This is a genomic window from uncultured Virgibacillus sp., assembly GCF_947495635.1.
GTDB classification, from domain to species: domain Bacteria; phylum Bacillota; class Bacilli; order Bacillales; family Amphibacillaceae; genus Virgibacillus; species Virgibacillus salarius.
On record NZ_CANMAB010000039.1, the window covers coordinates 1 to 15,197 of the forward strand.

The window sequence follows — 15,197 nt, forward strand, 5'->3', positions numbered from 1 at the left end:
TTCTTCTTTGCAAAGTTAGTTGAGGCCGTGCCCACGGAAAGCGAAGTAATTAGTCGGAGCATTGCCAATATACATCATAATTTCAAAATAACTACTTGGCTTAACGCAGTCATTGCACTGATTTTATACTTTCTTATCTTTTAACAAAAGACTGACATTTTTCATTGTCAGTCTTTTATTAAAATCATATCATATGTTGTGGCTCGCTCACTGATCTAATACATCCATAATTCGTTGTAAGTCTTCATCATTATAAAACTCAATTTCAATTTTACCTTTTCGTTTACCGCGCTGAATGGAAACTGCTGTACCCAGCCTATTTCTTAAGTATGATTCTCTCTCCTGAAGGAAAATATCCTTCTTAGGCTTTTCTTTCTTCTTCACCGGTTTTTCATTTAACTGAATAATTAACTTCTCTACTTGTCTAACATTCAGCTTCTCTCTCCGTATCTTTTGAATCAGTGCTTGCAGTTTAGTTTTATCTTTCAGACCTAATAAGGCTCGTCCATGACCCATTGAAAGCTCCCCGTTGTTAATACAAGCTATCACCTGATCTGGTAAGGAAAGTAACCGAACGATATTGGCAATATGTGAGCGACTCTTTCCTAACCTCCTTGATAGCTCTTCTTGGGTAATCCTTAATTCATTCATTAAGTTGGCGTATGCATGCGCCTCTTCAATCGGTGTTAAATCTTCTCTTTGAAGATTTTCTAATAGGGCAAGCTCCATCATTTTTTCATCCGATAATTCTTTAATGACGACAGGAAGTTTTTCTAAACCAGCCTCTTTAGCAGCACGGTATCTTCGTTCACCAACAACTATTTCATATCCTTTAATACTTTTACGTACTATGAGTGGTTGAATGATTCCATATTCTAGTATCGATTCTTTTAACTCCTCAATAGCATCTGCATGAAATGTCTTACGTGGTTGATATGGATTTGGTCTACATTCAGTAATGGCTATTTCCTGAATAACATCATCTTCATGCTCTTCAATGTCTGGAAAAAAAGCATTAATACCTTTACCTAACCCTTTCGCCATTGGCCATCACTTCCTTCGCTAATTCAAGGTATACTTCTGCCCCTCTTGATTTTGGATCATAACTTATAATCGGAAGTCCATGGCTAGGAGCTTCACCCAACCTCACATTTCTAGGAACAATCGTTTGATACACCTTATCCTGAAAATATTTTTTAACTTCCTCAATTACCTGAAGACCCAAATTCGTTCTTGCATCTAACATCGTCAACAGTACCCCTTCTATCATAAGTGACTTATTTAAGTGCTTTTGGACTAGTCGAATGGTATTCAATAACTGACTTAGCCCCTCCAAAGCATAATATTCACATTGTACTGGAATAATTACCGTATCTGAAGCAGTTAATGCATTTAATGTTAATAAGCCTAAAGAAGGCGGGCAATCTATAATGATATAATCATACTTTTCTTTCAAGTTTTCTAATGATTTCTTTAATCTTATTTCCCTAGAAATTGTTGGTACAAGTTCAATTTCTGCACCAGCAAGCTGAATGGTAGCAGGTATGATATCTAAGTTGTCTACATTTGTTGGAATACAAACTTCCTCAGCTGGTAGATCTTCTACTAGTACATTATAGATACAGTTTTTCACATCTGCTTTATTAACCCCTGTACCACTTGTTGCATTTCCCTGGGGATCTACATCAACAAGAAGTACATTGTTGCCCAAATGTGCAAGACAAGCACTTAAATTCACCGATGAAGTTGTTTTTCCTACGCCACCTTTTTGATTTGCGATGGACATTATTTTTCCCATGTTGACACCTACCCTAAAACTATATACTTTCTATTTTATCACTTTTTTTATGCAATGGGCGACTTATTTATGTTTTGTTTCTATTTCATAATCCAAAATTGCACCATTTTCCGTGTTTTAACTATTCATGTGCAAAATACCCATCTTTTTTGTAAAAGATGGGCTGTACATGTAATTATTTCAATGTATAATAGCTTTACTTCTTTTTAGGTATTTTTATTGTGATTTGGTAGTAATCGTCTAAATCCTGTTCATCTGATTCAACTTCTACTCCCGTATCTGACACCATATTTAAAGACTGTCTAATGGTGTTCATTGCAATTCGAATATCCTTATTGAATCCTTTTCTCTTTGGCGCTTTCTTTTTCGTTATAGATTGTTGCTCATTTAATTTTTTAATTCGATCTTCTGTTTGTTTAACATTTAGGTCATTATCCAAAATATCTTGTAATAATTTAATCTGCTTTTCTTCATCTTTTAATTTAATGAGTGCGCGTGCATGTCTTTCTGTGATGTATTTACCCAATAATGCCTCTTGTACGGGCTGTGGCAATTTTAATAAACGAAGCTTATTAGCAATTGTAGATTGATTCTTGCCTAAACGTTGTGCTAATGCTTCCTGCGTTAATGAATGTATTTCCAATAGTCTAGCGTAAGCAGTTGCCTCTTCTATAACTGTTAATTCCTCTCGTTGCAAGTTCTCAATTAATGCTACGGAGGCAGTTTCAGCATCTGTCATTTCACGAATGATAGCTGAGATGTATTCCCATCCCAATGATTGCACTGCTCTCCATCTGCGTTCCCCAGCTATTAACTCATATTTTTCTTCCTCGCCATCCACCTCTAACTTACGTACGACGATTGGTTGAATCATTCCATGCGTATGAATTGTCTGTGCGAGTTCTTTTATTTTTTCTTCACTAAAAATCGATCTTGGTTGAAATCGATTGGCCTCTATATGATTGATAGGAATCTGAATAACTTCATCAGGATGAAACGATTCCATTTCAGCATCTGAATCCGCTTCAGATTTATCACCTATTCCAAAAAATCGGTTAAAGGGCTTCACCATAATCCCACACCACCTCTATTGTACTTGATATGCTTATCTATGTATAAAATATAAAATGTTTCACGTGAAACATTTTATATGAATCTATCATTATTATAGCACAGGAAAAGGTATTCATAAGAAAAGCGCGGGGCAACTTGACTACTCCCAACATGCCTTTACAAATCTTTTATTTCCTTAAGGAAAGTGCTAAAGACCTATAAAAAAGGCAGTAAATCTAGACATTTCATCACTTATACGTTCATATCGCTTAAGAAAAAACGCTGCAGCAAAAATGCTACTGCGCTTGTATAAAAACTACACACCCATGTACATGTTGCTGGATGATAGTGCATCAGCTTATATTTTATCACATTTTTTAACCAAAGAATATCCAATCAGCCTATTTTAAAAATAATGCTTTGATCGCTAAAATTCATACATGCAAGTAATGATAGCTTATTCAATTGGCTCTTTGTTTGGTAAGCCAGCTTTTCTTGGATACTTCTTAGGTGTTTTTCTTACTTTTTTAATCTCTATAATAGATCGTTCGCTAGCTTCTTCAGGCAAAGCAAATGTGTATGTATGCATTAATTTTCCACCTAATAACTCAACTGCCGATTTTGCTTGTCCTACTTCATCCTTTGCCTTTAATCCCTTCATAGCAAGAAAAACTCCATGCTTTTTAGTTAATGGTAAACACAATTCACATAGCACGGACATACGGGCGACAGCTCTTGCTGTTACTATATCAAACGATTCTCGAAATTGGTTCTTCCCGAAATTCTCGGCACGATCATGATAAAAAGCAACGTTATCTAATGCTAACTCCGTTGCTAAGTGATTTAAAAAGCCGATACGTTTTTTTAATGAATCCACAATCGTTACTTTAAGCTGCGGAAAACATATCTTTAAAGGAATACTGGGAAATCCTGCCCCTGCTCCGACATCACAGATAGTTAAGTCTGTAGTGAAATCATAATAAAAGGCCGCACTTATGGAATCATAAAAATGCTTTAAGTAGACATCCTTTTCTTCTGTTAAACCAGTAAGATTTATTTTTTCATTCCATTCAACTAACGTACGATAATAGATAGCAAATTGTTCCTGCTGCTGTTGATTTAGATCGATTCCTTTTATCCTTAAAGCTTGTACAAATTGTTCTGGGTTCATACCGTTTAACTCCTTATGTAGAGGGTGTTACAGAAAGGAATAACAGCTGTATACCTTTCTGTAACCTGAAATATCCTAAACACTCCTGCATCAGTCCACTGTCAGTCAAATACTAATTCGCCAAACGAGCGATATTTCCTTGTTCAATATATACGATTAAAATGGATATATCTGCAGGATTGACCCCTGAAATTCGTGACGCTTGACCTACGGATAGTGGTCTTACCTTTTTAAGCTTTTCTTTTGCTTCTGTAGCTATTCCACTAATATCATCATAATCAATATCTACTGGAATTTTCTTATCTTCCATCTTAAGCATACGCTCTACTTGTTCATTTGCTTTTTTGATATAGCCTTCATATTTTATTTGAATACCGACCTGTTCCGTTACTTCAGCGGATAATTTGGGATCTGCTTGGATAATAGATGCTAATAAATCATAGGATAATTCTGGACGCTTCAATAAATCATAAGCTTTTATAGCTTCTTTTAGAGGTGTTGCACCTGCTTGCTCAAGCAGGTAGTTTACCTCTTCAGAAGGTTTTATAATTAGCTTGAACAATCGATTTTTCTCTTCTTCTACCAGTCGATTTTTCTCGACAAATTTAGCATAGCGTTCTTCTGAGATAAGACCAAGCTGGTAGCCTAATTCAGTCATTCGTAAATCAGCATTATCATGTCTTAATAATAGACGATATTCCGCACGAGAAGTAAGAAGACGATAGGGCTCATTGGTTCCTTTTGTTACTAAATCATCTATTAGTACACCAATATAAGCTTGGGATCGATCTAGAATAACTGGTTCTTTATCCAATACTTTTGCTGCGGCATTAATTCCTGCCATAATTCCTTGAGCAGCAGCTTCTTCATAACCCGAAGTACCGTTAATTTGACCAGCAGTAAACAATCCAGGAATTTTTTTTGTTTCCAAGGTTGGCCACAGCTGTGTTGGTACAATTGCATCATATTCAATTGCATAGCCTGCGCGCATAATTTCTGCATTCTCTAGTCCTTCTACACTTCTTACCATTTCATGTTGAATGGATTCAGGAAGTGATGTGGAAAGTCCTTGTACATAAACCTCTTCCGTATCTCTTCCTTCTGGTTCTAGGAAAATTTGATGACGAGGTTTATCATTAAATCGAACAATTTTGTCTTCAATAGACGGGCAATAACGAGGACCCGTTCCCCTTTTCATACCAGAATACATGGATGAAAGTGATAGGTTCTCATTAATTATTTCATGTGTAAATTCATTTGTATACGTTAACCAACATGGGATTTGCTCCGTAATATATTCCGTTGTTTCATAAGAAAAACTTTGTGGTTTTTCATCACCTGGTTGGATCTCTGTTTTTGAATAATCAATGGTATGACTATTTACTCTTGGTGGAGTACCTGTTTTAAAGCGAGTAATCTCAAACCCAAGCTCTTCTAAGTTTTCGGATAGCTTAATTGTTGGGCGTTGGTTATTAGGACCACTCTCATACTCCAGATCCCCCATTAAAACTTTCCCACGCATAAACGTACCAGTAGTAATTATAACTGTTTCTGCACTATAAGCAGCATTCGTTTCAGTAATAACACCTTTACATATGCCATTTTCGACAATTAATTGATCTACCATACCTTGACGTAGTGTAAGATTTCTTTCATTTTCAATTATTTGTTTCATTTCTTTTATATATAAAGGCTTATCAGCTTGTGCACGTAAAGCCTGCACAGCTGGTCCTTTCCCAGTATTTAACATACGCATTTGAATATACGTTTTATCAATTACTTTTGCCATAACACCGCCAAGTGCATCTATTTCACGAACCACTATACCTTTAGCAGGTCCGCCTATTGACGGGTTACATGGCATAAAGGCAATCATATCTAGGTTGAGTGTGAGCATTAATGTCTTTGCGCCCATTTTTGCTGCAGCGAGACCTGCTTCTACTCCAGCATGCCCTGCACCAACTACAATCACGTCATAATGACCTGCATCATATGTCATTGGTCTTCATCCTTTCTATATTTTCATTACCAATATCAAAAAAACGATAGTTTTTATTTACTTTCCTAAACAAAATTGTGAAAACAGCTGATCAATTAAACTGTCACTTGCTGTATCACCAATAATTTCTCCTAATAATTCCCATGTTCTTGTAACATCAATTTGAACAATATCCAGAGGCATTTCTAATTTTAGAGCATCGATAGCATCTTCTAATGCACGGCTGGCTTGTTTTAATAACTGAATATGTCGTACATTTGAAACATACGTTAGATCTCCGGTATCAATTTCCCCTTCGAAGAACGTTTTAGAAATCGCATTTTCTAATTCATCTACACCTTCTTCTTCAATTAATGAGGTAGTGACAACTGGTTTATCCTCTGCTAGCACTTTTACCCGCTCTAAATCCAATTTTTGCTCAAGGTCTGTCTTATTAATTATTACAATATAATTAAGTCCCTGTATTGCTGTAAATAATTTTTCGTCTTCCTCTGTTAAATCATCGTTATAGTTCAAAACGAATAAAATCAAATCAGACTCTTTTAATACCTGTCTAGAGCGTTCCACACCAATCTTCTCAACAATATCTTCTGTTTCTCTAATACCTGCTGTATCTACCAAACGTAGTGGAACACCTCTTACGTTTACATACTCTTCAATAATATCCCGTGTTGTCCCTGGTATTTCTGTTACAATGGCCTTATTTTCTTGAACCAGTGTATTCATTAACGAAGACTTACCGACATTTGGTCTACCAATAATAGCCGTTGCTAAGCCTTCTCTTAATATTTTGCCTTGTTTAGCAACCTGTAACAGCTTCTCTATTTCTGCATGAACTTCTTTTGTCTTCTTACGCATCATTTCATGTGACATTTCTTCCACATCATCATATTCAGGATAATCAATATTCACCTCAACATGAGCAACTGTTTCCAATAAATCCTGTCGTAGACGCTCAATTAAAGTAGACAAACGACCATCCATTTGTTTTAGAGCTACCGACATTGCTTTGTCTGTTTTAGCCCGGATTAAATCCATTACCGCCTCAGCTTGAGACAAATCTATTCTGCCATGTAGAAAGGCTCGTTTGGTAAACTCACCAGGCTCTGCTAAACGTGCTCCTTTACTCAATATAATTTCCAGCACACGATTTACAGCAACCATTCCACCATGACAGTTAATTTCAACTACATCTTCACGTGTAAATGTTTTCGGCGCTCGCATCACAGAAACCATTACTTCCTCAGCAATCTCATTTGATTGTGGATCGATAATTTTCCCATAGTTAATAGTATGTGACGCTACCTGCTTTAAATCATTGCCTTTGAATATTTCCGTAGTTATTGAAATTGCTTCAGGACCACTTAATCGGACAATTGCTATCGCCCCTTCACCAATCGGTGTGGATATTGCAGTAATTGTATCTGTTTCCATTGCTCTTCACCTCCAACATAAAGTTATATATATAGAACGTATAATTATTTTTATCGTCACTAACTTAATAGAATATCATACTTTCTAATAAAAATAAAGTTATCCACAACACATCCCCGCTAACCGTGATAAGGTTTATGCACATGTGGATAACTTTATTCGATATACGCTTCCTGCTTCGTGAATTGTACACAATCTGTCAAAATAATGCTACCCTTTTTCAAAAAAAATTCCGCCTAGTTTGGCACTAAGCGGATAATTTTTGATTTATTTCTTACTAGCCATATTAAGGCTGTATTACAATATGACGATGTGGCTCTTTACCATCAGAATATGTCGAAACTTCTTCATTTGCTTGTAGCACACTATGAATAATTTTACGTTCGAAGGCAGGCATTGGCTCCAAAGCTACCTTTTTATTCATGCGGATAGCCTTATCTGCCATTTTTAACGCAAGCGACTCAAGTGTCTCTTTTCTACGTCCCCGATAACCTTCAGCATCTAGTGTCACCGTATAATATTGCTTTCCTTCTTTATTGATAACAAGATGTAGTAAATATTGTAAGGCATTTAAAGTTTGTCCTCTTTTTCCAATAAGTAAAGCTATATTATCACCCTGTACATCATAGGTTACATGATTTTCCTCTACCTTTGTAAAAATCGTAGCATCTATATGCATCTGTTTTATGATTTGCTGTAAATATTTTTCCGTTTCTTCTATCTGATTTTTGACAGTCGATACCTTTACAAAAGCGCGTTTGGACCCGAAAACACCTAGTAACCCTTTTTTTCCTTCATCAATCACGTCGATTTCGACTTGGTCCCTTGTTGTATTTAACTGCTCTAATGCTGATTGGACCGCTTCTTCAACCGTTTGTCCACTAGCAGTTATTTCTCTCACTTTTTGTCTCCTCCATTACTTTTATCAGCCATCATTGGTTTACGGATAAATAGTGTTTGGGCAACCATAAAGATATTCCCTACTACCCAATATAACGCCAATGCTGCTGGGAAGAATATTGCAAAAACACCAATCATAATAGGCATCACATAAAGCATAACCATCATTTGTGGATTTTGAGCGGCTGGACTTCCTGACATCATCAATTTTTGCTGGAACCACGTAGCTGCTGCAGCAATAATCGGTAAAATGAAAAATGGATCCGGCGCACCTAGCTCAAACCACAGAAAACTATGTGTTTTGATGGATTCCGTACGCATAATTGCATGATACATGGCAATTAAAATAGGCATTTGAATAAATATTGGTAAGCACCCTGCAAGCGGATTTACCCCATTCTTTTGAAATAATGCCATTGTTTCCTGCTGTAGTTTTTGCTGTGTATTTGCATCTTTCGAGCTATATTTCTGTTGCAGTTCCTTCAACTTAGGCTGAATATCCTGCATAGCTTTTGAACTCTTTAATTGTTTCACATTTAGTGGTAGCAGTACTAGCCTTACTAAAATAGTAACGATTACAATCGCTAGACCGTAGTTTTCATTAAATAATTCTGCAAAATATGTGATTAGCATGGATACTGGAAAGACGAAATATTTATTCCAGATACCTTCACTTTCTTCCGTGATAGGTTCATTTACATCGGTACAACCAGAAAGTATTGCTAGCAGACCAATTAAAGTTACCAGCAACCAAAACTTTTTACGCAACACTTTTCCTCCTAACTAAAATAAAAGAGCTAACTCTTTTCTATCAACGAATATTCAAATAGCTTATCCTAAGAGTTATTTTAACCTAAACAAACCTAAGATTCTATATTAAATTTATTGATTTTTTAACAATCGTTCTTTATATAAAAGATGTGTCAAGCTTTTTTTGATTTCATGATATTCCATCTGTTTTGCAGGGTGTCTGGCAATGATTACAATATCATGTGGATACGCAATTTTTTCCTCTAATTCTTGAAAAGCCTGACGTAAATAACGCTTAATTCGATTTCTTGTTACCGCATTTCCTATCTTTTTTCCAACAGATAACCCAATTCTGAAATGATTCTGCCCCTTTTTCTCTACATAATAGATGACGAGTTGTCTGTTTGCAAAAGATTTACCGCACTTAAACGTATATTGAAATTCTTCATTCTTTTTAATTCGAAATTCTTTCTTCATCTATATCACCTTATTACGTATACCACTTATCAGCTTGCCCCTGATTCTGGTCTTTTCTATGTATAATTATAGAAGAAATATCATTCTTCTATTCTTAAGCTGCCCAACTTATAAGTGGTAATAACACATTAACCCCACTTCTATCTATAAACAATTATGTCTAAAGTGGAAAAAAGACCACTGATTATTCAGTGGCCTATGCAGACAAGACTTTTCTTCCTTTACGACGACGACGAGCCAATACTTTACGTCCGTTTTTAGTACTCATACGTGAGCGAAAGCCGTGTACTTTTTTACGTTTGCGATTATTTGGTTGATACGTTCTTTTCATTTATCCTGCACCTCCCTAAGGGATGAAATAATCTTTTATTAAACAGTCAATAGACAGTCTTTGTAATTATACGTAAAAATACTTCCATCTGTCAACTCACTTCTAATTTAAACTATCCACACCCTACTGTTTGGAAATAATCGAGTCTTATTTGCTATCCACAACATATATCGACAGGAAAATCACAAAATATAGTGGTGTGGACAATAATTGTCTACAACCGATGGACTTTGTGGATAACTGTCGAAACCCCATTGCATTCAAAGGGTTTTTCTGATATTATATTTGTGTTTAACTTGTGAAAAAAGAAAACTGAAATTCTAGTTATACACAAACTGTGGATAACTTGTGGATACTTGTTAACATGATTGTTTATGTTGTTATCAACAAAGCTGTGGACAACGTTTATAATTAATTTAAAGCTTATTCCACCTATATTTATTTATCCACACCAATATTATTTTTGTTATACCATTTTAACCCTTCAATTTTAAATACAATTGGAAGTAGACCTAAACGTAAATTCTATTTATCTTGCCTTTCCATCTTTAAAAGATTGAGAGAGGCTTTTTATGTCATTATTACTCATTAATTGGAGCAGTATGCAGTCTTTACGTAAATACTCATTAATTAACATAAATGGTTCCTAATAGAAACATCGATAATTGGAAGTGGATGACATTTATTACAGTGAAAGGAGTGAAATTCTGCTTGGAGAATATACAGGAAATATGGATAGCTACCTTAGAGAGAATTGAAGAAAAAATTAGTAAGCCGAGCTTTGATACATGGTTAAAGAACACAAAAGCAGAAACCATCGAAAACAATACACTTATTGTTTCCGCACCAAATGAATTTGCTAGAGATTGGCTTGAAAATCAATACACAAAGCTTATTTCCGAGATTCTATCAGAAATAACTGGTTCAGATATTGTTGCTAAATTTATACTTCCGAATACAAGTACGTCGATTGATAATTTCGAACCTACACAGAAGCAAAAGCCAAAAGACGATCCTAATGAAGCACCTAAATCCATGTTAAATGCAAAATATACCTTTGATACGTTTGTTATTGGTGCTGGAAACAGATTCGCTCATGCTGCATCCTTGGCTGTAGCTGAGGCACCAGCACAAGCATATAACCCGTTGTTTATATATGGAGGAGTAGGTCTAGGGAAAACACATTTAATGCATGCCATTGGACATTATGTACGTGATCATAATCCAAACGCAAAGGTCGTTTATCTATCTTCTGAGAAATTTACAAACGAATTTATTAACGCAATTATGGATAATAAAACAGTTAACTTTCGTAATAAATATCGTAATGTTGATGTTCTGCTAATTGATGATATTCAATTTATAGCAGGTAAGGAATCGACACAGGAAGAATTTTTCCATACATTTAATGCATTACATGACGATAATAAACAAATAATTATTTCAAGTGATCGGCCACCAAAAGAGATTCCAACTTTAGAGGACAGGCTTCGCTCTCGCTTTGAATGGGGATTAATTACAGATATTACACCACCGGATTTAGAGACCAGAATTGCTATCTTAACAAAAAAAGCAAAAGCAGAAGGACTCGACATTCCAAATGAGGTTATGCTTTATATCGCTAATCAAATTGATACGAATATTCGCGAGCTAGAAGGTGCGCTTATTCGAATTGTTGCTTATTCATCCTTAGTTAATCAAGATATTGATGCATCACTAGCTGCTGATGCTTTAAAAGATATTATTCCTAGTAATCAACCAAAGATAATAACTATCCAGAGCATTCAAGAAACGGTTGGAGCAAAATATAATGTACGATTAGAAGATTTTATTGCCAAAAAACGGACAAAATCGATTGCTTTTCCACGCCAGATTGCTATGTATCTATCTCGAGAAATGACAGACGCATCCTTACCAAAAATCGGTGAAGAGTTCGGTGGGCGAGATCATACTACAGTAATTCATGCTCATGAAAAAGTATCAAAGTTGATGGAAAAGGATACGCAATTAGCAAAAGAACTTGAAGAATTGAAAGAGCAATTAAAATCACTTTAAATGATAACTCTCACTTTCTCATTTTCAGCTAATTAAAGATCCTGTGAAAACTGTGGAAAACAGAGACAACCTTATAAACAAGTTGTCCACATGTGAATAACCTTAGAGCATTGACAAAAACAGATTTATCCACATAATCACAGCCCTTATTATTATTATTACTATATTTTTATAAAATAATATAATTAAAAAGAACTTCCACTAGGAGGATTTATTTCATGAAATTTATCATTCAGCGAGATCAATTAATAGCAAGTGTTCAAAATGTAATGAAGGCTATTTCATCTAGAACGGTTATTCCTATATTAACTGGAATAAAAATTGAAGCTAGACAAGACGGTATAACCTTAACAGGAAGTGATTCTGATATATCTATTGAGTCCTATATTCCTGCTGAAGAAAACGGTACGGTTAATGTTGAGTACATTGAAGAAGGAAGTATTGTACTACAAGCGAAGTATTTCCCAGACATTGTTCGCAAACTTCCTGAAAAGACGATAGAAATACATGCAGATGAAAACTTAAAAGTAACCATTCGCTCAGGAAAAGCAGAATTTAATTTAAATGGACAAGATGCTACAGAATATCCACAATTACCTAAATTACAGACAGATGATAGTTTTGAACTACCAATTGATTTACTAAAGAGCTTAATTAAACAAACGGTATTTGCTGTATCCACAATGGAAACTCGACCAATCTTAACGGGTGTAAATGTAAAATTAGAAAATCAAACACTTACATTTACAGCGACAGATAGTCATCGACTAGCTTCTAGAACGATACCAGTAGCAGATACTACCAATGAATTTTCTAATGTTGTTGTTCCGGGAAAAAGTCTAAATGAATTAAACAAAATCTTAGATGATACAGAGGATAAGGTTGAAATTAGTGTAACTAGTAATCAAATTTTATTCCGAACAAAACATTTGAATTTCTTATCCCGTTTATTAGACGGTAATTATCCAGAAACCTCTCGGTTGATTCCTGATCAAAGCAAAACGGTATTGCATGTTAAAACGAAAGAATTATTAAGTACAATTGATCGTGCTTCCCTATTAGCTAAAGAAGAACGCAATAATGTAGTTCGTTTAACTACACAAGGTGATCAGCTAGTAGAAATTGCAAGTAATCATCCAGAAGTTGGAAATGTTACAGAAGAAGTTACGGTATCTTCAATAGAGGGAGAAGAGTTAAAGATTTCATTTAGTTCTAAATACATGATGGATGCATTGAAAGCCATTGAATTTGAGGATGTGAATATCGAATTCACTGGAGCGCTACGACCATTTATTATTCATCCAGCAAATGAAGACTCTATCCTGCAGTTAATTGTACCTGTGAGAACATACTAAAAATAGCTCATGCTTTCCGTTAATTTAATCAAAAAATTAACAATCACTTTGATATTTCAGCGTAAAATTTAATAAAAAGCTCTTATCGGACGAAGATAAGGGCTTTTTACATCTGTATAAGTGATTTTTAGCCTAAATAAGCGATTATTTTAGGATATAAAGGGTCATACCTTTCCTTAATGGAAAATCTTTAGTAAAATAAGAATAGAGGATAAATAGATACGTGTTTTACAAATATGACCTAAAAGAGTGATAATATGCCTGAAAAAATAACTATACGAACGGAATATATCTCCTTAGGCCAATTCATCAAGCTTGCCAATGTTTTAGAATCTGGTGGTATGGTAAAAGCTTATTTACAAGATGTTGGCGTCTTAGTTAATGGTGAACGAGAACATAGGCGAGGGAGAAAGCTATATCCTGGTGATGTGGTGAAGATTGAGGAAATCGGGTCTTTTCTCGTTACAGATTGATAAAAAATGAATTAACATATAGAGTCTTAGAAAATGATTTTGACGGTTAAAATAAAACTTGCTTGTTTCTGACGCAGCTTTTTTCATTCTGCGTCTGCAATTCGTTCAGGTTCAAGCTATTTTTGCTGCTTTGCAATCTCATTACTAGGAAGAATTTAACAGGCATCAGCAAGCCGTCATTCATAAAAATCTGTTTTCGAAAAACGTTATTTCAATAGATTACCTACGTTAAAAGGATGGAATCATAATTTTTTATGATTAGAAGAGGATTAACTATGCATATTGAAAAGCTACAATTAAAAAATTACCGTAATTACCATAAATTGGATATATCATTTGATGATAAGATAAATGTAATTATCGGTGAAAATGCGCAGGGGAAAACGAATTTAATGGAGGCTATCTACCTGCTTGCCTTTACAAAGTCCCATCGAACTCCTAGAGAAAAGGAATTGATCAAATGGGATGAAGAATATGCTAAAATAGAAGGTAGAATTACTAAAAGAAAACAATCTTTTCCGCTAGAAATCGTAATCTCCTCAAAAGGGAAAAAGGCGAAGTTAAATCGATTGGAACAAAAGCGGTTAAGTGATTATATAGGAGCGCTAAATGTTGTTATGTTTGCTCCAGAGGATTTAACACTTGTAAAAGGAGCACCACAAATTCGCAGACGTTTCATTGATATGGAACTTGGCCAAATACAGCCTCGTTACATCTATCATTTAGGACAGTACCAAAAAATCCTTAAACAACGTAATTCTGTTCTAAAACAATTGCAACGCAGATCGGATCAAGATACTACGATGTTGCAGGTTTTAACAGAGCAGCTCTCAGAACATGCCGCAACTCTATTGGAAAGGCGGTTTGTTTTTTTGGATTTATTAAGAAAATGGGCTAGTCCGATACATTATGGTATTAGTCGTCAACTTGAAAGTCTGGAAATAAAGTATTCTCCGACAATAGAAGTATCAGAAGAAGCAAATAAGGAGAAAATAGAAGATATATACTGTGAAAAATTCAAAAGCATTCAAGAAAAAGAGATCGAGAGAGGGACAACATTAATTGGCCCGCATCGTGACGATCTGCTGTTTTATGTTAATCATAGAGACGTACAAACCTATGGATCACAAGGACAGCAGCGAACAGCAGCTTTATCTGTAAAACTAGCAGAGATTGAATTAATTTATAGTGAGGTAGGAGAATACCCCATTTTATTGTTGGATGATGTGTTAAGCGAACTAGATGATTTCCGACAATCTCATCTTTTAAACACAATTCATGGTAAAGTTCAGACCTTCGTATCCACCACAAGTGTTGATGGCATTAATCATGAAACATTAGAAAAAGCGGAAATCTTTCGTGTGCAGGAAGGAAAAGTAGAAGCATAATGTGGGGGGATAC

14 protein-coding genes are annotated in these 15,197 nt (G+C 35.2%); 4 read left to right on the forward strand and 10 right to left on the reverse strand.

The window, feature by feature from the left end:
* Window positions 1-207: 207 nt before the first annotated feature.
* The 10 genes from Q1A47_RS10280 to rpmH all read right to left on the reverse strand — a co-directional run bounded on the left by Q1A47_RS10280 (window position 208) and on the right by rpmH (window position 9,913).
* Window positions 208-1,044 (reverse strand): ParB/RepB/Spo0J family partition protein, encoded by an 837-nt coding sequence (locus Q1A47_RS10280; protein WP_026680113.1) that lies wholly within the window; start codon window positions 1,042-1,044, stop codon window positions 208-210.
* Entirely contained in the window at window positions 1,025-1,798 is a 774-nt protein-coding gene (locus tag Q1A47_RS10285) for a ParA family protein (RefSeq protein WP_026680114.1), read from the reverse strand. The genes Q1A47_RS10280 and Q1A47_RS10285 overlap by 20 nt, the downstream gene beginning before the upstream one ends.
* 196 nt (window positions 1,799-1,994) lie before the next feature.
* A complete protein-coding gene (noc, locus tag Q1A47_RS10290) occupies window positions 1,995-2,870 on the reverse strand; it encodes a nucleoid occlusion protein (protein ID WP_166530512.1) in 876 nt (291 codons plus the stop codon).
* Window positions 2,871-3,308: 438 nt separating this feature from the next.
* Window positions 3,309-4,022, reverse strand: a complete 714-nt coding sequence (gene rsmG / locus Q1A47_RS10295) for a 16S rRNA (guanine(527)-N(7))-methyltransferase RsmG (RefSeq protein ID WP_026680115.1) — start codon at window positions 4,020-4,022, stop codon at window positions 3,309-3,311.
* Between the two features lie 112 nt (window positions 4,023-4,134).
* Window positions 4,135-6,021 (reverse strand): tRNA uridine-5-carboxymethylaminomethyl(34) synthesis enzyme MnmG, encoded by a 1,887-nt coding sequence (mnmG, locus tag Q1A47_RS10300; RefSeq protein WP_026680116.1) that lies wholly within the window; start codon window positions 6,019-6,021, stop codon window positions 4,135-4,137.
* Between the two features lie 57 nt (window positions 6,022-6,078).
* On the reverse strand, window positions 6,079-7,455 hold the full coding sequence (gene mnmE, locus Q1A47_RS10305) for a tRNA uridine-5-carboxymethylaminomethyl(34) synthesis GTPase MnmE (protein WP_026680117.1): 1,377 nt from the start codon (window positions 7,453-7,455) through the stop codon (window positions 6,079-6,081).
* A gap of 286 nt (window positions 7,456-7,741) precedes the next feature.
* A complete protein-coding gene (gene jag / locus Q1A47_RS10310) occupies window positions 7,742-8,356 on the reverse strand; it encodes an RNA-binding cell elongation regulator Jag/EloR (protein ID WP_026680118.1) in 615 nt (204 codons plus the stop codon).
* Complete coding sequence (spoIIIJ, locus tag Q1A47_RS10315; protein WP_026680119.1) at window positions 8,353-9,123, reverse strand: YidC family membrane integrase SpoIIIJ; 771 nt, start codon at window positions 9,121-9,123, stop codon at window positions 8,353-8,355. Before spoIIIJ ends, jag begins: the two co-directional genes overlap by 4 nt.
* Window positions 9,124-9,237: 114 nt before the next feature.
* Entirely contained in the window at window positions 9,238-9,582 is a 345-nt protein-coding gene (gene rnpA / locus Q1A47_RS10320; RefSeq protein WP_026680120.1) for a ribonuclease P protein component, read from the reverse strand.
* Between the two features lie 196 nt (window positions 9,583-9,778).
* Window positions 9,779-9,913 (reverse strand): 50S ribosomal protein L34, encoded by a 135-nt coding sequence (gene rpmH / locus Q1A47_RS10325; protein WP_021290274.1) that lies wholly within the window; start codon window positions 9,911-9,913, stop codon window positions 9,779-9,781.
* Between the two features lie 711 nt (window positions 9,914-10,624).
* Between rpmH and dnaA the strand changes: the two genes are divergently transcribed.
* The 4 genes from dnaA to recF all read left to right on the forward strand — a co-directional run bounded on the left by dnaA (window position 10,625) and on the right by recF (window position 15,184).
* Window positions 10,625-11,968: a chromosomal replication initiator protein DnaA gene (gene dnaA / locus Q1A47_RS10330; protein WP_166530511.1), complete on the forward strand. Its 1,344-nt coding sequence runs from the start codon at window positions 10,625-10,627 to the stop codon at window positions 11,966-11,968.
* A 218-nt stretch (window positions 11,969-12,186) separates the two neighbouring features.
* On the forward strand, window positions 12,187-13,323 hold the full coding sequence (gene dnaN, locus Q1A47_RS10335) for a DNA polymerase III subunit beta (protein WP_166530510.1): 1,137 nt from the start codon (window positions 12,187-12,189) through the stop codon (window positions 13,321-13,323).
* A gap of 257 nt (window positions 13,324-13,580) precedes the next feature.
* Entirely contained in the window at window positions 13,581-13,796 is a 216-nt protein-coding gene (gene yaaA, locus Q1A47_RS10340; RefSeq protein ID WP_026680123.1) for a S4 domain-containing protein YaaA, read from the forward strand.
* Window positions 13,797-14,071: 275 nt separating this feature from the next.
* Window positions 14,072-15,184 carry a DNA replication/repair protein RecF gene (gene recF, locus Q1A47_RS10345; protein ID WP_166530509.1) on the forward strand — a complete coding sequence of 371 codons (1,113 nt, stop codon included), beginning with the start codon at window positions 14,072-14,074 and terminating at the stop codon, window positions 15,182-15,184.
* The last annotated feature ends 13 nt before the right edge of the window (window positions 15,185-15,197 follow it).